Annotated in this window: 4 protein-coding genes; 3 read left to right on the top strand and 1 reads right to left on the bottom strand. The window is 71.9% G+C overall.

Going from position 1 to position 23,614, the window contains the following annotated elements; all coding sequences use genetic code 11:
- Positions 1–72 precede the first annotated feature (72 nt).
- The gene (locus H4281_RS15430) at positions 73–1,491 is read right to left on the bottom strand and encodes an FAD-dependent monooxygenase (RefSeq protein ID WP_182891606.1); all 1,419 of its coding nucleotides are present in this window, start codon (positions 1,489–1,491) and stop codon (positions 73–75) included.
- Between the two features lie 1,006 nt (positions 1,492–2,497).
- Between H4281_RS15430 and H4281_RS15425 the strand changes: the two genes are divergently transcribed.
- The 3 genes from H4281_RS15425 (at position 2,498) to H4281_RS15415 (ending at position 23,607) form a co-directional block, all read left to right on the top strand.
- A complete protein-coding gene (locus tag H4281_RS15425; protein ID WP_220507289.1) occupies positions 2,498–3,712 on the top strand; it encodes an MFS transporter in 1,215 nt (404 codons plus the stop codon).
- 1,009 nt (positions 3,713–4,721) lie between these two features.
- Positions 4,722–5,966 carry a serine hydrolase domain-containing protein gene (locus H4281_RS15420; protein ID WP_312872120.1) on the top strand — a complete coding sequence of 415 codons (1,245 nt, stop codon included), beginning with the start codon at positions 4,722–4,724 and terminating at the stop codon, positions 5,964–5,966.
- Between the two features lie 76 nt (positions 5,967–6,042).
- Entirely contained in the window at positions 6,043–23,607 is a 17,565-nt protein-coding gene (locus tag H4281_RS15415; RefSeq protein ID WP_182891603.1) for a non-ribosomal peptide synthetase, read from the top strand.
- Positions 23,608–23,614: the final 7 nt, after the last annotated feature.

Here is a 23,614-nt window from a genome sequence, read left to right as displayed (position 1 = left end):
AGCCCTGACGGAATCAGTTCCGTCAGGGCTCGACCCGTCCGCTGGTACGGCGAGGTCTTCGTTGCGCGGTGCTCAGGCGGTCGCGGTTCGGTCGCCGAACCAGCGGGCGAGCCGGCGGTTCAGCTCTCGCTGGTCCTCGCCGATCCAGGCGACGTATCCGTCGGGGCGGACCAGGACGGCAGGGGCGTCCAGGGCCGCCGCGGGGTCGGCGAGGAGGTCGACCCGGTCCGCCCAGCCTTCGACGGTCAGCCGTCCAGTGCGGTCCAGCACCAGGCCGCGGCCCCGGTGGAGGCGGTCGTAGAGGCGGCCTCGCTTCAGGTCGAGGTCGGGGAGACGGCGGCCGAGCAGGCCGGGGCCTTCGCCGAAGTCGTAGCGGAGGTCGATCGCGGTGATTTTCCCGATCAGGCGGCGGTTGACCTCGTCGATCTCCATCAGTTCGGCGAGCAGCCTGCGCACGGCCCGCGGTCCCGCTTCGGCGGACGACAGTTCCATCTGGGCGCGGGTGTTGTCGAGGACGTCCGCGGCTACCGGACGGCGTTCCTCCTGGTAGGTGTCGAGCAGGGCGTCCGGGGCCCAGCCGCGGATCCGCGCGGCCAGCTTCCAGCCGAGGTTGAACGCGTCCTGCACGCCGAGGTTGAGGCCCTGGCCGCCGGTGGGCGGGTGGATGTGCGCGGCGTCGCCCGCCAGCAGCACCCGGCCGACGCGGTACCGGTCGGCCAGCCTGGTGGCGTCGCCGAAACGGGACAGCCAGCGCGGGGAATGAATGCCGAAATCGGTTCCGGCGAGGGCGCGCAGTCGCTCTCGGAAGTCCTCGAGAACGGGCGGTCCGGAACTGAGCCCCGCGGCGGGGACCACGACGCGATAGCGGCCTTCCTCGACCGGCCCCAGCATGAAACGCTTGTCGGCCTGGCGAATCTCCGCCACCTTGGCGGTGATCTCCTCCTGCGGCGAGGTGGCGGCCATCTCGCCCATGAGGGTTTCGGTCCGGGAGGGTTCGCCCGGGAAGCCGACGCCGAGCAGCTTGCGCACGGTGCTGCGCGCACCGTCGCAGCCGACGAGGTACTTCGCTCGCAACTGTTCGCCGTCGGCCAGTTCGACGGTCACTCCGTCCTCGTCCTGCTCGAACCCGGCGATCGCGCAGCCGTGCCGGACCTCCGCGCCCAGCCCGATCGCGTGCTCTTCGAGCAGCCGCACGACGACCGGCTGGGGGATGCCCAGCAAGTACGCGGTGTCGAGCTCCTCGGGGGCGGGCTGGGGGATGCCCGCGAAGATGCCGCCGACCGGCCGTTGCCGTCCGCGCTGGAGGAGTCGCTCCAGCAGGCCGCGCATCGCGAATTGCTCAAGGCTGCGGATATGCAGGCTGACGATGCGGGCTAACGGGAGCGGCTCGGTTTCCTTCTCCAGGACGAGAACCCGCACGCCGTGCAACCGCAGCTCGGCGGCCAGCGTCGCACCGGTCGGCCCGCAGCCGGCGATGATTGCGTCGATCATGAAGCATCCGTTCGTTCGGCTGCCGCGCGCTCCGAAGCGGGCCCTGCCAGGCCTTTGGGGCGGCGCTGCGGCTGCGGTTCGAGACCTCTGTCCTGGGCGCGGGGTGTGCCGTCGGTGAGCGGTCATGAGGGCATGGTCTGGGCATTTCGGCGAGCGCGGGGTCCTTCGCGGACGGTTGGCTCGGCGAGGCCGCACGGTTTAAGTCCCTGGCATTGCCGCATTGAAGTTTTCTGAGTAGCTGTGGTGTGCGGCCTCGCTGCGGCAACGCGCAACGCCTGGCTCTGCCTCGCGCCCGGCTCCGCCTCCGCCTCCGCCGACGTACGTGAGGGGAATCCTCATTGACTCTGATTCCCGCAGGGTTCCCTTCACCTGCGGTGCTCACCGGACAGACCGGCGGGCATCGGCCGGGGACAGCTTCACCCGCGCCTCGCCAGGCACCCGCGAGGCTTACCGCCTTGCGGCAGGCCCGACTCAAGGCGCTACTGAGAAAACCCCATCGGGGTGTTCCGGGGTGCTCGGCCGCGGCGATGACGGACTCGGCGAGTCTGGCGGCGGCGATGACGGGCTCGGCGAGTCTGGCGGCGGCGAGTACGGACTCGGCGAGTCTGGCGGCGGCGAGTACGGAACCGGCGAGTCTGGCCGCGGCGAGTACGGACCCGGCGAGTCTGGCCGCGGCGATGACGGTCCTGGTGTGCCTGGCCGACGCGGCGCGCCTGGCCGCACGTCCAGCCGTCGCGCGCTCGGCCGTCCCCCCAACCCCGGCGGGAGCGCCGGAGGCGCATCCAGGCGTCGTGACCCCACGCCGACAGACACGCCCCGGTAAGGACGCGTCAGGCTGGTTCGGGATTCGCGCAGGATTTGGCATCGGCCGCGCCAGTCTGCGCCGCCCACGCCCCTGCGGCAAGCGAAATACCAGGACGCCGCGACCACCGCACGACGGAACATTCGATGTAGCTCCAGCCTACATCATGGCGAACACATGTTCGACCCGAGAAAGCTCCCGGCCATGAAGCGAAGCGACTCCAAGCTCCCCGCCGCGTATTGGCGGTTGTGGTGTGCCTCGGCGGTGGACAACGTGGGCGACGGGATCTTCTCCGCCGCCGTCCCGCTGCTGACGGTCACGCTCACGCGCGATCCGGTGCTGGTCTCGGTCGTCTCGGCCGCGACCTACCTTCCCTGGCTGCTGCTCTCCCTGCCCGCGGGTGCGCTCGTGGATCGGCGCGACCGAGTCGGGCTCCTCTGGCGGTCGCAGGCGCTCCAGGCGGTGATCGTCGCGGTGGTCGCGGTGCTGATCGGGCTGGGGCGGATCGACATCGCGGGGCTGGCGGCCATGGGGTTCGGGCTCAGCGCGTGCGAGGTCGTGTTCGCGAACGCGTCGCTCGCGGTGCTGCCGGACCTTGTTTCCGAGCCGCAACTGCACCGGGCGAACGGCAGTCAGTACGCGGTCGCCAATGCGGGGCAGTTGTTCGTCGGCCCGCCGATCGGCAGTCTGCTGTTCGCGGGCGCGGCGGCGCTGCCGTTCGGCGTGGACGCGGTGTCCTTCGTGGGGTCTGCGGCGTTGCTGGCGACCTTGCCTCGGCGTCCGGTGCCGCGAGGAGTGCAGCCGCCGGTTCGGGTCGCGGTGGCGGAGGGGGTGCGCTGGCTCGGCCGGCACCGGTTGTTGCGGACGTTGGCCGGGCTGCTGGCGGTGAACACGTTCTGTTACCAGCTCGGCAACGTCACGGTCGTGCTGCTCGCGACGCAGATCCTGCACGTCAGCGAGCGCGGTTACGGCGTGCTGCTCGCGGGGGCCGCGGCGGGCAGCGTGCTCGGCGGGATGGTCAACGCGCGGGTCGTGGCGAAAATCGGGGCGCTGCAAGCACTGCTGGTCGCGTTGGTCGCCAACGCGGTGATCTTCGTGCTCATCGGTGCGAGTCCGAATGCGGTGGTTCTCGGTGCTCTGCTGGGGATTAACGGATTTGCGACGACGCTCTGGAGCGTGGTCACGGTCAGCCTGCGGCAGCAGGCGGTGCCGGCGGAACTGCGCGGGCGCGTGCACAGCGTCTACCGGATGCTGGGCTGGGGCTTGATGCCGCTGGGATCGCTGGCCGGGGGACTGGTCGCGGACGCGCTCGGCATCCGGGCGGCGTATCCGGTGGCCGGCGGGGTGCGGGGGATCGCGCTGGTCGTGGCGTTGCCGGTGCTGCTGCCGGCGATGCGGGCCGGGAAACGCGCGGAATAAAGAGCGATGCTGTCCATAGTGGACAGACGTGGCAAGGTCGAAGGTCAATGCGCAGGCAACCGCCCCTATGGTTCCCTTTACCGATCCGCGCGGCCGGGCGCGCTGCGGAATATGCATCTTATTGACAGTTTGCCGATAGCGGCCGTTTCCGTGCACCGTCCGGGAAGCGGGGTTCCGCTGTTCGGCTATTGGCGGCGGAGAAGGTGCAACGTTTCCGGCGGCGGGGGCGACTGTGCGGGCGGAGGTGGTTGCGACGGAATCGACAGCGGCGGCCCGCGCCGGAACAACGGGAAGTGCGGAGTCGAGTTACCCGGCGGTAAGGGCTACTGCCGTCGCGCGCCATTCGTGTGGTGCGGGGGAGAGCGGGCGAATTCCGCGCGGCGGGGAGCCAGCGGAATTTTCCGGTGATCGGGTGAGGTTTAGCGGAGCGAATCGCCGATTCTTCCTGATCGACTTGTCCCGCTAGCTGTTCGGGGACGTTTAGAGAAGGCGGAAGGTGATCGTTTTCCGGGAAGCGGCGGAAGTCCGGTTCGCGGCGGCGATGTTGCTGCGGTCGGGGTAACGGCGGCCGCTGTTGGCACTACTTCAGCGGTGGCGATCATTGATCCGGCGGCGCGGAGAATGGACGGTTTACGCTGGTCGGAGCAGCGGGAAACGGTGCGGTACGCGGGCGGGACGTCGGCCGAATGCGAAGGCGGACCGTCCGCTTATCTGTGCGTCGCCCCGAGGTGTGAGTCCGTTGTTCATATTTTAGAATGCTCTCGGCAATGTGTGACGCTGGGTGCGAACCGGCGTATGCGGCAGTCCTTCGTTTGGCGGTTGCTGGAGCGCAACCGTGCTAGGCAGGGTATGGATTCCGGCGCGGGTCCGGTCTCGATGACGGCCGCGCTCTGCTGGGGCTAGTGCCGCGCGGGCGGGGGGCAATTCCCCGGGCGGCTCCTACGAGTATTCGAAAGGCATGGTCATGCACTCCCGGAAAGAAAGATTCGCCGTCCCGAGACCGCGCCCGGTGCCTGGCGTCGGCGATGCGGACCGGCTGGCCGCCAAGCTCTCGCGGCTGGCCGTCCGGCATCGGGTGCCGGGAGCGCAGGTCGCGGTCTGGTCCGGCGGCGAGACCGTAATGGTCCAGACCGGTTCGGCGGGCGGCGGCAGGCCGATGCGGGAGGACTCGTGGGTGCCGATCGGCTCGATCACCAAGGTGGCGACCGCGACGCTGGCGATGATGCTCGTCTCCGACGGCGATCTGGAGCTGGACCAGCCGGTCGGCGAGATCCTCGGCGACCGCTCGCTTTCCGCCGGGCTGACCTTGCGCAGGCTGCTGAGCCACACGAGCGGACTGCCCTCGGATCCGGCCGACGCCGCCGGATCCTGCCGGAAAGAGGTGCGGGCCGCGGAGTTCGTCTGCGAACCGGGCGCCGCGTTCTCCTATTCCAACCTCGGCTACGCGCTGGTCGGCCTCCTGATCGAAGAGGCAACCGGGATGGGCTGGCGCGAGGCGGTCGAATCGATCCTGTTGCGGCCCTTGGAGATCGAGCCGGTTTACGTCGACAGTCCGGGCGTCGCGGCCGGGCACGCGCGCGACGGCGAGCGCCCGCTCGCGCAGGTGCTGCCGCCGATGCTGGACCCGGCGGGCGCGCTCGCGCTGAGCGCCCGCGACCTGGTCGCGCTCGGGCGGGTTCACCTCGGCAAACCGGGGCTGCTCGACGTCGTCACCGCCAGTGACCTGCACCGGCCGGTGCCGGGCGCGGAACCGTTCGGCCTCGCCGACGGCTGGGGACTGGGGCTGGCCTGTTTCGGCGACGAGGAATTCCGCTGGCTCGGCCACGACGGGACGGCCGACGGCACCTCGTGCCACCTGCGGATCGACCAGGCCGGGGCCTGCGTGCTCGCGCTCACCGCCAACGGCGCGGGCGGCACCGATCTCTGGCACGACCTGGCCGGGGAACTGCCGGAACTCGGTCTTCCGCCGACGACCGTCCAGACCGCGGAATCCTGCCCGATTCCCCTTCCGGACGGCGATTTCGGCACTTATCGCAACGGCGCCATCGGATACACGGTCCGGCCGGACGCCGCCGGCGGCGCGTGCCTCGACGTGGACGGCGACGTCTTCCCCGAACTGACCCGGTACGCCGACGGCGCCTTCACCGTGCGCGACCCGGCGACCGGCCGCGCCACCCCGTGCGGGCGGTTCCGCGGCGAACCCGGCGCGGCGACCGCCGTCGAAATCGGCGGCCGGCTCGCGCGGCGGTGCTGAGCCCGCCCTCCGAACTCCTCGTCCCCACCCGCGCCAGGCGGGATCCCTTGGTGTGCCCGGAAGGTAGCGAACAACGATGACCGCCCCAGACAAACCGGCCGGACCGGACCCGGTCGCCGGCCTGCCCGAGCTGTTCGCCGCACAGGTGCGGCAGGCGCCGGACGCGCTCGCCGTGGAGAGCGCGGAGATCCGGCTGACCTACGCCGAACTGGCGGGCGAGGCCGGCAAGCTCGCCGCGTACCTGCTGCGGCTGGGGTTGCGCACGGAGGACCGGGTCGGGGTGCTGGCGGAGCGCTCGGCCGGGCTGATCGTCGCGGAACTGGCCGTGGTGACCGCGGGTGGCGCCTACGTGCCGCTCGACCGCCGCGCGCCGGACGGCCGGTTGCGAACGCTGCTGGTCGAGGCCGGGGTCACGGTGCTGCTGACCGACGATCCGGTCCGGGCCGCGGAAATCCACAGTGGACAGATCGTCGTGCTCGGGCGGACTTTGCCGAAGGCGGAGTTCCCTTCGGTGGCAACGCATCCGGACAATCTGGCGTATCTGATGCACACGTCCGGCTCGACCGGAACGCCCAAGGGGGTCGCGGTCAGGCATCGGGACGTCGCGGCGCTCGCGGCGGACCGCAGATTCGCCGGGGACGCGCACCGGCGGGTGCTGCTGCACTCGCCGGCGGCCTTCGACGCCTCCACCTACGAAATGTGGGTGCCGCTGCTGACCGGCGGCACCGTGGTGGTCGCACCTCCCGGCGACCTCGACGTGGAGAGCCTCCGCGAAGTTCTTTCCCGGTACGACGTCGGGGCGATCTGGTTGACGGCAGGCCTTTTCCGGATCGTCGCGCAGGAAGCCCCGGACTGCTTCCGAGGCGTGCGCGAGGTCTGGACCGGTGGCGACGTCGTCCCGCCCGGAGCGGTCCGGCGGGTGTTGCGGGCATGCCCCGGCGTCACGGTCGTCGACGGATACGGCCCGACCGAGACCACCACCTTCATGACGGCCCACGCGGTCCAGTCGGCGGACGTGACGGCGATGCCGATCGGCCGCCCGCTGGACGACGTGCGCGCCTACGTCCTGGACGACGCGTTGAATCCGGTCGCGCCCGGCGAACCCGGCGAGCTGCACCTGGCCGGCGCGGGGCTGGCCCGCGGCTACTGGGCGCGCCCGGGGGCGACGGCGGAGAAGTTCATCGCCGATCCCGGCGTGCCGGGCGAGCGGATGTACCGCACCGGCGACGTGGTCCGCTGGAACGACCGGGGCGAGCTGGAATTCCTCGGCCGCACCGACGACCAGGTCAAGATCCGCGGGTTCCGGGTGGAACTCGGCGAGATCGAGGGCGTGCTCGCCGCGGACGACACTGTCGCCGAGGCCGTGGTCGTCGCGCGCGAGGACGGGCCGGGGACGAAGCGCCTGGTCGGCTACGTCGTGCTGGCGCCAGGCGCGCCGCGGAAAGACCTGAAAGCCGTCGCCGCGGCGGTATTGCCGAGCTATGAGGTGCCTTCGGCGATGGTCGTGCTGGACGAGCTTCCGTTGAGCGACAACGGGAAGGTGGACCGGAAAGCGCTGCCCGCACCGTCGGCGGAACCGGACGGCATCGAGCCGAGAACCGGCACCGAACGCGCTGTCGCCGGGATCGTCGCGGAAGTGCTGGGCCTGGACCGCATCGGCGTCGAGGACGATTTCTTCGCCTTGGGCGGCGACTCGATCCTGGCCGTGCAGGCGTTGTCCCGGCTGCGGCGCACGATCGGCGCGGACCTCTCGGCCCGGGCGCTCTTCGACGCGCCCAGCGTGGCCCGACTCGCGCGGCTGCTGGACAACGGCCCGCGAGCCGAGCAGCAGGCGATCCCGGCCGAGTCTCCGCGGGAACTGCTCCCGCTGTCTCCGGCGCAGCGCCGGTTGTGGCTGCTGGACGAGATGACCGGCGGCAGCACCGAGTACAACACCGGCGTCGGGATCCGCCTGTCCGGACCGCTCGGCCTCGACAAGCTGCACCGGGCGCTGGCCACTCTGTGCGCACGGCACGAATCGCTGCGAACGACCTTCGATTCCGTTGCGGGACAAGGCATGCAGCGGATCGCGCCGACCGGGGAAATCCCCTTGAGCATAGCGGATTCCGCCCCGGACGACGAGACGCTGAAGGCTGAATTGCGCGCACCGTTCGACCTCCGGACGGGCCCGCTGACCCGGGCCGTGCTGTTCCCGCTCGCGCCGGACGAGCACCTGCTTCTCCTGTGCCAGCACCACATCGTCACCGACGGCCGGTCGATCGCCGTGCTCACCGGCGAACTCCTCGACCTGTACGGCGGCGCGGTGCTGCCCCCGTTGCCGCTCGGCTACCAGGACTACACCCGCTGGCGGCTGGCGTCCGAACGTCTCGACCAGCTCGGCTACTGGCGCGAAGCCCTCGACGGCCTCGAACCCCTCGCGCTGCCGACCGACCGCCCGCGACCCCCGCAGCGCACCACCGAAGGCGCGGTGCACCGGCACGACCTGTCCGCCGATCTCGTCCGTGGCATCGCGGAAGCGGGCCGCGCGCAGGGCGCCACGCTGTTCATGACCCTGACCGCGGCCGTCCAGGTCGTCCTGGCCGCGTACAGCGGGCAGCGGGACATCGCGGTCGGCACGGCAGTTTCCGGACGTGACCGGGCCGAACTGGAGCAGCTGACCGGGTTCTTCGTCAACACCCTCGTACTGCGGTCCGCTGTGGACAGTGAGCGGCCGTTCGAACACTTCCTGGCGGAGTTCCGCGAAACCGTGCTCGCCGCGTTCGCGCACGGTGACGTCCCGTTCGACCGCGTCGTGGAGGAAGTCCAGCCCGAACGCGACCCGTCGCGGACGCCGTTGGTGCAGGCCGTCGTCGTCCTGCAACGCCCGCTGGTGGCAGACCGAAACGTCGCCGGACTGCAGGTCAGCGAGTACGCCCTGCCACGCCCGTCGGCGCGCTTCGACCTCGTGGTCGAGTTCTGGCCGCAACCCGAAGGCCTGCGCGTCACCGTCGAATACGCCACCGCGCTTTTCGACGCCGCCACCATCGAACGCCTCACGCAGAGCCTGGAAATCCTGCTTGCCGGCATCGCCGCCGACCCCGCACGGCCGGTGGGCGACCTTCCGCTGCTCACCGCCGAGGACCGCCGGTTCCTGCTTCCGGCCCCGCCCGAAAGCACGCCCGCCGAAACGGTCCCCGAGCTGTTCGACCGATGCGCGGCGCATCAACCGGACCAGACCGCGGTAGTGAGCGGCGACGTCCGCCTCACCTATGCGGAACTGCAGTCCCGGGCGAACGGTCTCGCGCAGCACCTGATCCGGCGAGGCGTTCGCCCGGAGGAGCGGGTCGGCGTGCTGATGGACCGCTCGGCCGACCTCGTCGTGGCCGTGCTGGCGATCCTCAAGGCGGGTGCGGCTTACCTGCCGCTGGACCTGCGCTCCCCGGCCGACCGCCTGCGCCGCGTCCTCGGCGGAGTGTCGCTGGTGCTCACCGACCGCACCTGGCACGACACCGCTGTCACTGTCCACCAGGGAACTTCCCTGATCGTGGCGGACGTCGGCGGGGCAGCCCCGGAAATCGCGCTGAGCGCCCAGAATCTGGCCTACGTCGAGTACACCTCGGGCTCCGCCGGCGTCCCGAAGGGCGTGGCAGTGCGGCACGCCGACGTCGCGGCACTCGCGACCGACCCGCGCTTCTCCGGCCACGAGCGCGTCCTGCTGCATTCCCCGCTCGCGTTCGACGCCTCGACCTACGAGCTGTGGGTACCGCTGCTCAACGGCGGCACCGTGATCGTCGCACCGCCCGGCGACCTGGACGCCGACGCGATCCGCCAGTTGGTCACGAAGCACGACATCACCGCACTCTGGCTGACCGCCGGACTCTTCCGGCTCTTCGCCGAGGAGTCGCCGGAGTGCTTCGCCGGACTCCGCGAGGTCTGGACCGGCGGCGACGTCGTACCGCCGCCTGCCGTGCGGAAGGTCCTCGACAGCTGCCCCGGGACCGCCGTCGTGGACGGCTACGGCCCGACCGAGACCACCACCTTCGCCACCTCGTTCCGGATGCCGGCCGAGGTCCCGGACGTCATCCCGATCGGCACGCCGCTGCGGGACGTCCGGATCCACGTCGTCGACGACGGGTTCCGGCTGCTGCCGCGCGGCGCGGCAGGCGAGGTCTGCATCGCCGGCGCCGGGCTCGCGCGCGGCTACTTCGGCCAGCCGGGCATGACCGCGGAGCGGTTCGTCGCCGACCCGTTCGGCGAGCCAGGGGCCAGGATGTACCGCACCGGCGACCTGGCCCGGTGGCGCACCGACGGGACGCTCGAATTCCTCGGCCGCGCGGACGACCAGGTGAAGATCCGCGGCTTCCGGGTCGAACCGGCCGAGATCGAACGCGCGCTGGCCGCCGAGGACGGGGTGGCGCAGGCGTTCGTGACGGTACGGGCGACCGGCGGGCGCAAACAGCTGGTCGGTTACGTGGTCCCGGCGAACGCGGACCCCGAAGCACTCCGCAGGGCGCTCGCGCGCACGCTGCCGGACTACCTGGTGCCCTCGGTGCTCGTCCCGCTGGCCGAGCTGCCGCTCACCGCCAACGGCAAGGTCGACCGTCGTGCGCTGCCGGAGCCGCAGGTCGCCGGCGAGCGGACGGTGGCCCCGCGCACCGAGCGGGAGGCTGTGCTCGCCGGGATCTGGGCTGAGGTGCTCGGTCTCGACCGCGTCGGCGTGGACGACAACTTCTTCGCCCTCGGCGGCGATTCGATCCTGAGCATCCAGGTGTGCGCCCGGGCCCGCGAGGCGGGGCTCAGCGTGACCACCGCCGACCTGTTCCGCCACCAGACCATCGCCGCGCTCGCCCCGGCCGTCGGCGAAGCGGCGGCGATCCCGGCACGCGGCCCGGAAAGCGGCGACGTCGTTCTCACCCCGGTCCAGCACTGGTATTTCGGGCTGGGTGCGGACCGCTTCGACCAGACGATCGCCGTCGAATTGCCCACTGACGTCGACTTGCCCGCGCTGATGCGCGCACTGGCCGCGTTGTCCGAGCGGCACGACGCGCTGCGGATGCGGTTCACCCACGACCGCGAGGCCTGGCACCAGCACAACGCCCCGGCTGGCGACGGGCACACGCTGCTGCGCTGGTCGCTGACCGGCGAGCCGCGGACCCTGCACCTGGCCGCGCACCACCTGGTCGTCGACGGCGTGTCGTGGCGGCTGCTGCTCGAAGACCTCGGCCGCGCCTATCAGCAGGCCGTGCGCGACGAACCGATCGACCTCGGCCCGCGGACGACGTCCTTCCGCGAGTGGGCGGGAAGGCTGGCCGAGCACGCGGCAGCGGGCGGCTTCGACGACGAACTCCCGCACTGGTGGGAACTGCCCGCGCCCAGCCCGCTCCCGGTCGACGGCACGGCGGAGAACACCTTCGGCCGAGCCCGCGTCGTCACCGCCCGGCTCACCGCGGACGAGACGCACGCGCTGCTGCGCGAGGTGCCGCGGGCGTACCGGACGCAGGTCAACGACGTGCTGCTGGCCGCGCTGGGCCGGGTGCTGGGGGACTGGACCGGGCACCAGCCGGTCGTCGACCTCGAAGGGCACGGCCGCGAGGACCTGTTCGCCGGGGTCGACCTGTCGCGGACGGTCGGCTGGTTCACCAGCATCTTCCCGGTGGCGCTGGACGTTCCGGACGGCTGGGGCGCGGCGCTCAAGGCGGTCAAGGAACAGCTGCGCGCGGTCCCGCGCCGGGGGATCGGCTACGGCGCGCTGCGGTATCTCGCCGGGTCGGCGCCGGTGATCGAACCGCAAGTGAGCTTCAACTATCTCGGCCAGTTCGATCTGCCCGGCGACCTGGCCCTGCACCGGGAACTCGCGCTGGACGTCTCGCCCGGCGCCGTCCGCCCGCACTTGCTGGAAGTGGTCGGCCGCGTCGAGGGCGGCGAGCTGGAGCTGGCCTGGCACTACGCCGAGGGGGTCCACGAAGAGTCCACTGTGGACCGGCTGGCCGCGGCGATGGCCGAAGCGCTGCGCGAGATCGTCCGGCACTGCGCGGAGCCGGGTGCGGGCGGGCGGACGCCGTCGGACTTCCTGCTTGCCGGGCTCGATCAATCCGCAGTGGACACACTGGCCGGCGACGGCCGGGACGTCGAGGACATCTACCCGCTGACGCCGATGCAGGCCGGCATGGTGTTCCACGACCTCGCCCAGCCCGGCGACCGAGTCTACTTCGAACAGATTTCGTTCACTGTGGACGACGTGCCCGACCCGCACCGGCTCGGCGAGGCCTGGCGGCGGATCGTCGAGCGGACCCCGATCCTGCGCAGCCGGATCGTGTGGGACGGCGTGCCGCAGCCGCTGCAGGTCGTGCACCGCGCGGCCGAACTGCCGGTGTCCTATCCGGACTGGTCCGCAAGAGACAGTGAGAAAGCACTGGCGCAGCTGCTGGAGCAGGACCTCGCCGAAGGCTTCGACCTGGCCCGAGCCCCGCTGGCGCGGCTGGTCATCGCACGCGAATCGGCCGGCACCGTGCGCGTGCTCTGGACCTTCCACCACGTCCTCCTCGACGGCTGGAGCGTCTTCGGCATCCTCTCCGACGTCATCGCCCTGCTGCGCGGCGAAGAACCGCCCGTCCGGCCGCCGTTCCGGGACTACGCGGCCTGGCTCGCCGCTCAAGACGACGAGCGCGCCGAGGAACACTGGCGGGCCGAACTCGCCGGGGTCGCGCCGACTCCGTTGCCCCTCGAACGCCCCGCCGTCCGCACGCACACGTCGAGTTCGACCGGCCGGATCCCGGTGGAACTGGACGACGAGACGTCCGCCGCGGTGTACGCCTTCGCGCGGCGGCACCGGCTGACGGTCAACACCGTCGTCCAAGGCGCGTGGGCCGCGTTGCTGGCTCGCTACAGCGGCGAAACCGAGGTGTGCTTCGGCGCGACGGTGTCCGGCCGTCCGGCGGAACTGCCCGGCGCGGACGACATTCCCGGCATCTTCATCAACACCCTGCCAGTGCGCGTCCGGCTCGACGGGACCCGCGCGGTCTCGGAGTGGCTGCGCGATCTTCAAGCGGCACAAGCGGAATCGCGCCGGTTCGGACACGTCGGCCTGACGAAGCTGCAAGCGTGGAGCGGCGGCGGGAGCCTGTTCGACAGCATCGTCGTCTTCGAGAACTACCCGATCGACGAGGTGCCCGAGCTGCGGGACGTCCGCGCGGCCGAGCGGACGAGCTACCCGCTGGGCGTCGTCGCCTATCCAGGCCGCCGGTTGTCCATGATCCTCACGCACGACCCGGCGCGGATCGGCGATACAGCGGCGGCAAGGCTCGCGCAGCATCTCGAAGCGCTGGTCCGAGGCATGGTCGCGGCTCCGCACGAGCCGGTGTCGCGGGTGCCGATGCTTTCCGAGGCCGAGATCGAGCATCTGCTAGCCGAGCGGAACGCGACTGCCCGCCCGCTGCCGGCCAAGTCGGTGCCGGAGCTGTTCGAAGCCCAGGCACGCCGCACCCCGGACGCCGTCGCGCTCATCACGGACGACGAGCAGATCACCTACCGAGAGCTCGACCGCCGCGCGAACCGGCTGGCCCACCGGCTGATCGCCGCGGGCGTGCGGGCCGAGGACCGGGTCGCCGTCCTGATGAACCGCTCGCCGGAACTCGTCGTCGCGGAGCTGGCGATCGTCAAGGCCGGCGGCGCCTACCTGCCGCTGGACCTGCGCGCCCCGGCCGAGCGGCTGCGCCTGCTCCTAAAAGAGGCCGCGGCAACCGTCCTCCTCGCCGACGCCGCGTGGCTGGCGACCGCCGAGGAAGTCCACCTCGGCACCATCCTCACCGGCGAGAGCAGCGCCCCCGAAACGCCGCCCGCCGTCCGGGTCGATCCCGAACAGCTCGCGTACGTCATCTACACCTCCGGCTCCACCGGCCGCCCCAAGGGCGTTTCGGCGCGGCACTGCGACGTCGCGGCGCTCACGATCGACCAGCGGTTCGCCCGGCACGACCGGATTCTGCTGCACTCGCAACAGGCCTTCGACGCCGCGACCTACGAACTGTGGGTGCCGCTGCTGGGCGGCGGCACCGTCGTGCTGGCCCCGCCCGGAGACGTGGACGTCGAGACGCTCGGCCGCTCGCTCACCACGCACGGCGTGACCGGCGCGTTCCTCACCACCGGCCTGTTCCGCCTGGTCGCGCAGGAATCGCCGGAGGTCTTCGCGGGCGTGCGGGAGGTCTGGACCGGCGGCGACGCCGTCCCCGCGGCCGCACTCCGCCGGGTCAAGGCGGCCTGCCCGGACACCCTGGTCGCCGACGTCTACGGCCCCACCGAGACCACGACGTTCGCGACCGTGCACCCGCTGCCCGGCGAGGTCCCGGACGTCGTCCCGATCGGCGGGCCGCTCGACCACACCCGCGTGTACGTCCTCGACGGCGACCTCCGGCTCGTCCCGCCCGGCGCGCCCGGCGAACTGCACATCGCCGGCGCGGGCCTGGCACGCGGTTACCTCGGCCGGTCCGGGCTGACCGCCGAGCGGTTCGTCGCGGATCCGTTCGGTCCGCCGGGGGAGCGGATGTACCGCACCGGCGACCTCGTGCGCTGGAACGACGAAGGCGCGCTCGAATTCGTCGGCCGGGCGGACGAGCAGGTCAAGATCCGCGGGTTCCGCGTCGAACCGAGCGAAATCGAGGCCGCGCTCGGCGAGCATCCCGGCGTCGAACAGGCCGCCGTGCTGGCCCGCGAGGACGGCGGCGTGAAGCGGCTGGTCGCCTATGTCGTCGGGGAAACGGACGGCTTGGCGGAGTTCCTCGGCCAGACGCTGCCGGACTACCTGGTGCCCGCCGCGTTCGTGCGGCTGGAGCGGTTCCCGGTGAACGTCAACGGAAAGCTCGACCGCCAGGCGCTGCCGACCCCCGAGTTCGGCGCGCGGGACCACGTCGCGCCGCGTACCGAACGCGAACGCGCGATCGCCGAGATCTGGGCCGACGTGCTCAGTGTCGAACGCGTCGGCGCGACCGACGACTTCTTCGAACTCGGCGGCGACTCGATCCTCAGCATGCAGGTCGTCTCCCGCGCCCGCCGGGCCGGACTGGAACTGCAACCCGGCGACCTGTTCGCGCACCGCACCCCGGCCGCGCTCGCCGCGGCGGCCCGCACCTCGACGACGGCAGCCGAGCGCGGTCCGGTCCACGGCCCGGTGCCGCTCACCCCGATCCAGCAGTGGTTCTTCGCGACGCAGACCGCCGAACCGGACCACTTCCACCAGTACGTCCGCTTGGGAACGCTCGATCCGGACGCGGCGAACGCGGCCGTCGAAGCGCTGCTGACCCACCACGACGCGCTCCGGATGCGCTTCGCGCGCGGCGAAACGCACTGGCTCCAGGAGAACGGCGCGGTCGGCTCCGAGGCACCGCTGGTCCGGTTCGAGCAGGACCGGCTGTCCGTGCATCACCTCGTCGTCGACGGCGTCTCGTGGCGCGTGCTCCTCGAGGACTTCGAGCGCGCCTACAACCAGGTTCTGGAGGGCAAACCGATCGACCTCGGCCCGCGCACGACGTCCTTCCGCGACTGGGCGATCCGGCTCTCGGAACACGCCGAGGCGGGCGGCTTCGACGACGAACTCGATTACTGGCGCGGCGTGTCCGGCCGCACCACGGTGCCGGTCGACGGCCGGGGCGACGCGACCGTCGCATCGATGCGCTCGGTGACCGCCCGGCTGTCCGCCGCGGAGACCGGCGCGCTGCTGCGAGACGTCCCGAAGGTCTACCGCACGCAGGTCAACGACGTGCTGCTCACCGCCCTCGGCCGGGTCCTGCGCGACTGGACCGGCGGGACCGCCGTGGTCGACCTGGAGGGCCACGGCCGCGAGGACCTGTTCGACGACGTCGACCTCTCCCGGACAGTCGGCTGGTTCACCACGGTCTTCCCGGTGGCGTTGGAGGTCCCGGACGACTGGGGCGCGGCGCTCAAGTCCGTCAAGGAACAGCTTCGCGCGGTACCGCGGCGCGGGATCGGCTACGGCGCGCTGCGGTACCTGACCGGCACCGCGCCGGAGATCGACCCGCAGGTGAGTTTCAACTACCTGGGCCAGTTCGGTTCCGGCCGTCTCGAATCCGACGAAAGCCCGCGTTCGGCTCGCGCACACCTGCTCGACGTCGTCGGCCGCGTCGAGGCCGGCGAACTCGAATTGACCTGGTACTACGCCGAAGGCGTCCACGACCGGTCCACTATGGACACCCTGGCCGCCGCGATGACCGGTGCGCTGCGCGAGATCATCCGGCATTGCGCGGAGCCGGGAGCGGGCGGCCGGACGCCGTCGGACTTCCCGCTGGCCGCGCTCGACCAGTCTGCTGTGGACGAATTGGCCGGCGACGGCCGCGAGGTCGAGGACGTCTTCCCGCTGACGCCGATGCAGTCCGGGATGGTGTTCCACGCGCTGTCCCAGCCCGGCGAACGGGTCTACTTCCAGCAGGTCGGGTTCGTGCTCGACGGCGTCCGGAACGAAACCGGCCTGGCCGCGCTGGAACGGGCGTGGCAGCAGGTGGCCGACCGGACGCCGGTGCTGCGGACGCGGATCGCCTGGGAGGGCGTGCCCGAACCGGTCCAGGTCGTCCAGCGGCGGGTCCCGGTCCCGATCGCCCGGCACGACTGGCGCGACCGCACCCCGGACGAACGCGACCAGGCGTGGCAGGAACTCCTCGCCGGCGACCGGGCCCGAGGACTCGATTTCACCGAAACGCCGTTGCTGCGACTGGCTTTCGCGCGGCTGTCGGACACTGAGGTCCGCGTGCTGTGGACGTTCCATCATGTCCTGCTCGACGGCTGGAGCGTCTTCGGCGTGCTGTCCGACGTCTTCGCCGCGTACTCCGGTGCCGAACTGCCCGAGCGACCGCCGTTCCGCGACTACGTCGCTTGGCTGGACCGGCAGGACGACGCGGCCGCCGAGGACTACTGGCGGCGCGAACTCGGCAGCCTCGTCGCACCCGCCCGGCTGCCCTGCGACCGGGCTCCCGCGCAAGCGCACACGAGCCGGTCGTCGGAATGGCTGCGCGTGCCGGTCGAAAACTCCGGACGGCTGCGCGCCTTCGCCCGCCGAGCCGGCCTCACGCTCAACACCGTCTTGCAGGGTGCGTGGGCGCTGGTGCTGGCCCGGCTCAGCGGCGAGCGCGATGTCTGCTTCGGCGCCACGGTTTCCGGCCGTCCAGTCGACCTGGCGGGTGCGGACGACATCACCGGCATCTTCATCAACACCCTGCCGGTGCGGACCACCGTGACCGGGGCCGACGTGACCGAGTGGCTGGCCGAGTTGCAGTCCGCGCAGGTCGAATCCCGTCGCTACGGCCACCTTCCGCTGACGAAGCTGCAAGCGTGGAGTGGTTGCGGCGGAAGCCTTTTCGACAGCATCGTGGTCTTCGAGAACTATCCGATCGACGACGCGGCTGCGCCCGGACTGCGGCTGCGCGACGTCGACGCGGCCGAGACGACGAACTACCCGATCAGCGTTGTCGCGTCGCCGGGGGAGCAGCTGACCCTCGATGTCGGCTACGACCCCGACCTGTTCGACACCGAGACCGCCGAGCGGATCACCCGGCAGCTCCTCGCCGTGCTCGACGCCTTCAGCGCGGGCCCGGGATCGCTGGAAGACATCGACCTCCTCACCGAGGCGGAACGCCACCAGGTGCTGGTCGAACGGAACGACACCAGCCAGCCGCTCCCGGAAGACGACCTGATCGACCTGTTCGCCGAGCAGGTCCGGCAAGCGCCGGAAGCGGTCGCGGTGGCGGGCGACGGGGTCCGCCTGACGTACGCGGAGCTGGACCGGCGATCCGACCGGCTCGCCCGCTACCTGGTTTCGCTCGGCGCGCGGCCGGAAACGCTCGTGGGCGTGCTGATGGACCGTTCACCAGGCCTGATCATCGCTGAGCTGGCGATCGTCAAAGCCGGTGCGGCCTACCTGCCGCTCGACACGCGCGCGCCCGAACCCCGGCTCAAGACTCTGCTGGACGGCGTGCAGATCCTGGTCGCCGACGACACGTGGCGCGATACCGCAGCGAAGGTCCACAGTGGACCCACGGTCGTGCCCGGCGACCACACCGCGGTCGCGAAGCTCCCGAAGGCAGATCCGGCCAACCTGGCGTACGTCATGTACACCTCCGGTTCGACCGGAAAGCCGAAGGGCGTCGCGCCCAGCCGCCGCGACATCGTGGCGCTCGCGGCCGACCGGCGCTTCGCGGGGCACCGCCGGGTCCTGCTGCACGCGTCGCAGGCTTTCGACGCCTCGACCTACGAACTCTGGGTGCCGCTGCTGGGCGGCGGCACGGTCGTCGTCGCCCCGCCCGGCGACCTCGACCTCGAGACCCTCGGCCGCCTGTTCGCCGAGCACCGCGTCGACGCTTCCTTTCTCACCACCGGCCTGTTCCGGCTGGCCGCGAAGGAAGCTCCGGAGATCTTCCGCGGACTGCGGGAAGTCTGGACCGGCGGCGACGCGGTCCCGTCGGCCGCGGTGCGGCGGGTGCGGGAAACCTGCCCGGACACGACCGTCGTGGACGTCTACGGCCCGACCGAGACCACGACGTTCGCACTGGCGCATCCGGTCCTCGGCCCGGTGCCGGACGTCGTGCCGATCGGGAAACCGCTGGACAACACCCGCGCGTACGTCCTCGGCCCGGATCTGCGGCCGGTGCCGCCGGGCGCGCTCGGCGAACTCCACCTCGCCGGCGCGGGCCTCGCGCGCGGCTACTACGGCGCCCCCGGCCTGACCGCCGAGCGGTTCCTGCCCGACCCGTTCGGGCCGCCGGGGGAGCGGATGTACCGCACCGGCGACCTCGTCCGCTGGAGCGCGCAGGGCGAACTGGACTTCGCCGGCCGCGTGGACGAGCAGGTCAAGATCCGCGGGTTCCGGATCGAACCCGGCGAGGTCGAGGCCGCGCTCGCCGCGCACCCCGGCATCTCCCAGGCCGCGGTGCTGGCGCGCGAGGACCACGGCGTCAAACGGCTCGTCGCGTACTACACCGGCGAAGCGGACGACCTGCCCGGGTTCCTCGGGCGAACCCTGCCGGACTACCTGGTCCCGGCCGCGTTCGTCCGGCTCGGCCGATTGCCCTTGACCGGCAACGGAAAACTCGACCGGCACGCCCTGCCCGCCCCGGACTTCGCCGCGACCGGCGCCCGCACCGCCCCGGCGACGGAGGCCGAACGGGTCCTGGCCGGGATCTGGTCGGAGGTGCTCGGCGTCGAGGACGTCGGGGCCGAGACGAACTTCTTCGAACTCGGCGGCGACTCGATCCTCAGCATCCAGGTCGTGTCCCGGGCCCGCCGGGCCGGGCTGATCCTGTTGCCGCACGAGGTGTTCCGGCATCCGACGCTGGCCGCACTGGCCGCGCACGCCGGCGGCGCCCGCGGGCCGAAGGCCGAGCAAGGCCCGGTCGTCGGCGAAGCGCCGCTCACGCCGATCCAGCGCTGGTACTTCGAAACCCAGCCGGAACGGTTCGACCAGCGGGTCGTCCTGGAATTCGCCGAGGACGTCGACGAGCCCGCGCTGCGCCGCGCCCTCGAAACGGTCTGGGCGCACCACGACGCCCTGCGCCTGCGCTTCGGCCCGGCGCAGCACAGCGACCCGGCCGGACCGGTGGAACTGCTCGTCGGCGAGCCCGCTTTCGACGTCGAACACGGCCCGCTGCTGAACGCGGTCCTCGACGGACGACGGCTGCTGCTGGCCGCCCACCACCTGGTCATCGACGGCGTATCGTGGCGGATTCTCCTGGAGGACCTGGAAACCGCTTACCGCGGCGAAGACCTCGAACCGAAGACGACGTCGTTCCTCGCCTGGGCCCGGCGGCTCGCCGAACACGCCGAGGCAGGCGGTTTCGACGACGAACTCGCCCACTGGCAGTCGCTCCCGCCGGTTCGGCCGGGCGAGCCGGGCGCGATCGCCGACACCCGCGAGGTCACCGTCCGCCTCACCGCCGAGGAAACGCGGGCGCTGCTGCAGGACGTCCCCGAGGTCTACCGGACGCAGGTCAACGACGTGCTGCTGACCGCGCTGGGCCGCGTCCTGCGGGACTGGACCGGCGAAACCCCGGTGATCGACCTCGAAGGGCACGGCCGCGAGGACCTGTTCGAGGGCGTCGACCTGTCGCGCACGGTCGGCTGGTTCACCAGCATGTTCCCGGTCGCGCTGGACGTCCCGGACGAATGGGGTCCCGCGCTGAAGTCCGTGAAAGAACAGCTGCGCGCGATCCCGCGGCGAGGCATCGGTTACGGCGCACTGCGCTACCTGACCGGCACAGCACCGGCGATCGACCCGCAGGTGAGCTTCAACTACCTCGGCCAGTTCAGCGCCGCCGAAGGCGGGCTGTTCCGCGTCGGCAGCCTCGACGCCGACGTCGATCCGGACGCACCCCGCACCCACGTGCTCGACGTAGTCGGCCGGGTCGAAGCAGGCGTGCTGGAACTGACCTGGTCGCACGCCACCGCCGGGGACACCGTCGAAACCCTCGCCGAGCAGATGCTGGCGGCGCTGCGGGAAATCATCGCGCACTGCGCCGAGCCGGGCGCGGGAGGGCGCACCCCGTCCGACTTCCCGCTGGCGGCGCTCGACCAGCCCACTGTGGACAGTCTGGTCGAAGGCCGGAACGTAGCGGACATCTACCCGCTGACGCCGATGCAGGGCGGGATGGTCTTCCACGGCCTGTCGCAGACCGCGCAGGGCATGTACTTCGAGCAGGCGACCTTCGTGCTCGCAGGAGTGACCGATCCGCAGCGGCTCGGCGAGGCGTGGCAGCAGGTCGTCGACCGCACGCCGGTCCTGCGCACGTCGTTCGTCTGGACCGGGGTGGACGAGCCGGTCCAGGTCGTGCACCGCGAGGCCGAACTGCCGGTCCGGCACCTCGACTGGAGCGACCTGGACGGGCACGACGCCGAACTGGCGCGGCTGCTGGCCGAAGACCGTGCGCAAGGCCTCGACCTGGCCGTCGCACCGCTGGCCCGCATCGCGCTCGCCCGGCTGTCCGACACGGAAGTCCTGGTGCTGTGGACGTTCCACCACGTCCTCCTCGACGGCTGGAGCGTCTTTCAGGTGCTCTCGGACGTCTGCACCGCGTACGCCGGGCAGCCGCTGCCGTCGCGGCCGCCGTTCCGCGACTACCTCGCCTGGCTCGGCGAGCACGACCAAGCCGCTTCCGAGGAGTTCTGGCGCACCGCGCTCGCCGGGATCGAAGGCCCGACGCAGCTGCCGAGCGACCGGACCCCGCCGTCCGGCCACTCCCCGTGCTCGGCCGAGTGGCTGCCCGTCCGCCTGGACCGGCCCGCCACCGCCCGGCTGGACGCGTTCGTCAAACGTCACGGCCTCACGCACAACGTCGTGCTGCAGGGAGCGTGGGCGCTGCTGCTGTCCGTCTACAGTGGACAGAAGGACGTGGTCTTCGGGGCCACGGCTTCCGGCCGCCCGGCCGAAGTGCCCGGGGTGGACGACATTCCCGGCATCTTCATCAACACCCTGCCGGTGCGGGTCGCCGTGGACCGGAGCGCTCGCGTCGCGGACTGGCTCGCCCGGTTGCAGGCGGCGCAGGCCGAAGCGCGCGGGCACGGGCACGTGCCGCTCGCGCGGGTCCAGGGCTGGGCGGGCCTGCCGGGCGGGGTGAACCTGTGCGACAGCCTCGTGGTGTTCGAGAACTACCCGATCACCGGCGCGGCGGCGGGACACGGCCTGACCGTGCGCGACCTGTCCGCCCGGGAGACGACGAACTTCCCGATCACCGTCGTTGCCTCGCCCGGGTCGGAGCTGTCGGTGGACCTTGGCTACGACCCGGCGCTCTTCGACCCCGCGACGGTGACGGACCTGGCGGCGCGGCTGCTGGACATCCTCAGCGGCCTGACCTCGGACGGAGACCGCGCGCTCGGCGCGGTCCCGGTCATGACCGCGGCCGAGACCCAGCTGCTCGCCGAACGGGCCGGCGCCTGCGGCGCACCGGAACCCCGGTCGTTGCCCGACCTGTTCGCCGAGCAGGTCCGGCAGCGGCCGAACGCGCTCGCGGCTGTCCTCGGCGGCGAACCGGTCACGTACGCCGAGCTGAACCGGCGGGCCAACCGCCTCGCGAACCGCCTGGCCGGGCTCGGGCTGCGGCCGGAAGAACCGGTCGGGCTCGCCGTGGACCACGCGGCCGCGGTGATCGCCGAACTGGCCGTGGTCAAGGCAGGCGGTGCGTACCTGCCGATCGACGCGCGTGCTCCGATCGAGCGGCAGCGGGTGCTGCTCGACGGGGTCCGGTTCATCGTCGCCGCGGAAGAACATCCGCTCGGCCAGACCGTGCTGCTGTCCTCGGTGGACGATGAACCGGACAGCGATCCGGACCTCGCCGTCGACCCGGACCAGGCGGCCTGCGTGATGTACACGTCCGGCTCGTCGGGGGTGCCGAAGGGCGTGGTGGTGCGCCACCGCGACGTGGCGGCGCTGGCCGCCGACCACCGGTTCCGCGGCGGGGCGCACGAACGGATCCTGCTGCACTCGCCGCTCGCGTTCGACGCCTCGACTTACGAACTGTGGGTGCCGCTGCTCACCGGCGGCTGGGTCGTCACCAGCCCGGACACCGGCCTCGACGCGCCGCTGCTGCGCGGGCTGGTCCGCGAGCACGGCCTGACCTCGGTCTGGGTCACCGCCGGGCTGTTCCGGGTCCTCGCCCAGGAAACGCCGGAGTGCTTCACCGGCCTGCGCGAGGTCTGGACCGGCGGCGACGTCGTCCCGGCGGAGGCGGTGCGGCGGGTGCTGGCCGCGTGCCCGGGGCTGCGGGTCGTCGACGGCTACGGCCCGACCGAGGCGACGGTCTTCGCGACCGCGTACCCGATGGACGCGCCGCCGCCGGACCGGATCCCGATCGGCCGCCCGCTGGACGGCACCCGCGCCCGGGTGCTCGACGCGGACCTGCGCCCGGTGCCGCCCGGCGTTCCCGGCGAACTGTGCCTGGCCGGCGCGGGCCTGGCCCGGGGCTACCGGGACCGGCCGGGGCTGACCGCGGACCGGTTCGTCGCCGACCCGGACGGGCCGCCGGGGGAGCGGATGTACCGCACCGGCGACGTCGTCCGCTGGCGGCCCGACGGCACGCTGGAGTACCTCGGCCGCCGCGACGACCAGGTCAAGCTGCGCGGGTTCCGGGTCGAACCGGGCGAGGTCGAGGCCGTGCTGGCCCGGCATCCGGACGTCGCGCAGGCCGCGGTGCTCGTGCGCGAGGACCAGCCGGGCGCGAAGCACCTGGTCGCGTATGTCGTGTCAGCGGCCGAAGAAGAAGCGCTCAGGCAGTTCCTGGCCCGGTCCCTGCCGGACTACCTGGTGCCGTCGGTGTTCGTCGCGCTCGACCGGCTTCCGGTGAGCGCCAACGGGAAACTGGACCGGCGTGCGCTGCCCGCCCCGCGGGCGGCGGGGACCGGGCACGTCGAACCGGCGACGGAGACCGAGCGCGCGCTCGCCGGGATCTGGGCGGAGGTGCTCGGCGCGGACCGCGTCGGCGCCCAGGACAATTTCTTCTCCCTCGGCGGCGATTCGCTGCGCAGCCTGCACATTTCCGCCAAAGCCAGCGCGCTCTTCGACGTCCGGCTGACCCCGGCCGACGTGATGGCCGCTCGCACCGTCGCCGCGCTGGCCGAAACCGTCGAAGACCTCGTGCTGAGCGAGCTGGAACGGCTTGCCGCAGAACTGGAATCGTGAGGACTCC

Origin of the sequence: Amycolatopsis dendrobii (assembly GCF_014145675.1) — a bacterium.
In the GTDB taxonomy this organism is placed as follows: domain Bacteria; phylum Actinomycetota; class Actinomycetes; order Mycobacteriales; family Pseudonocardiaceae; genus Amycolatopsis; species Amycolatopsis dendrobii.
Note: the sequence above shows the minus strand (reverse complement) of the source record. Positions and strands in the feature narration are given on the sequence as shown.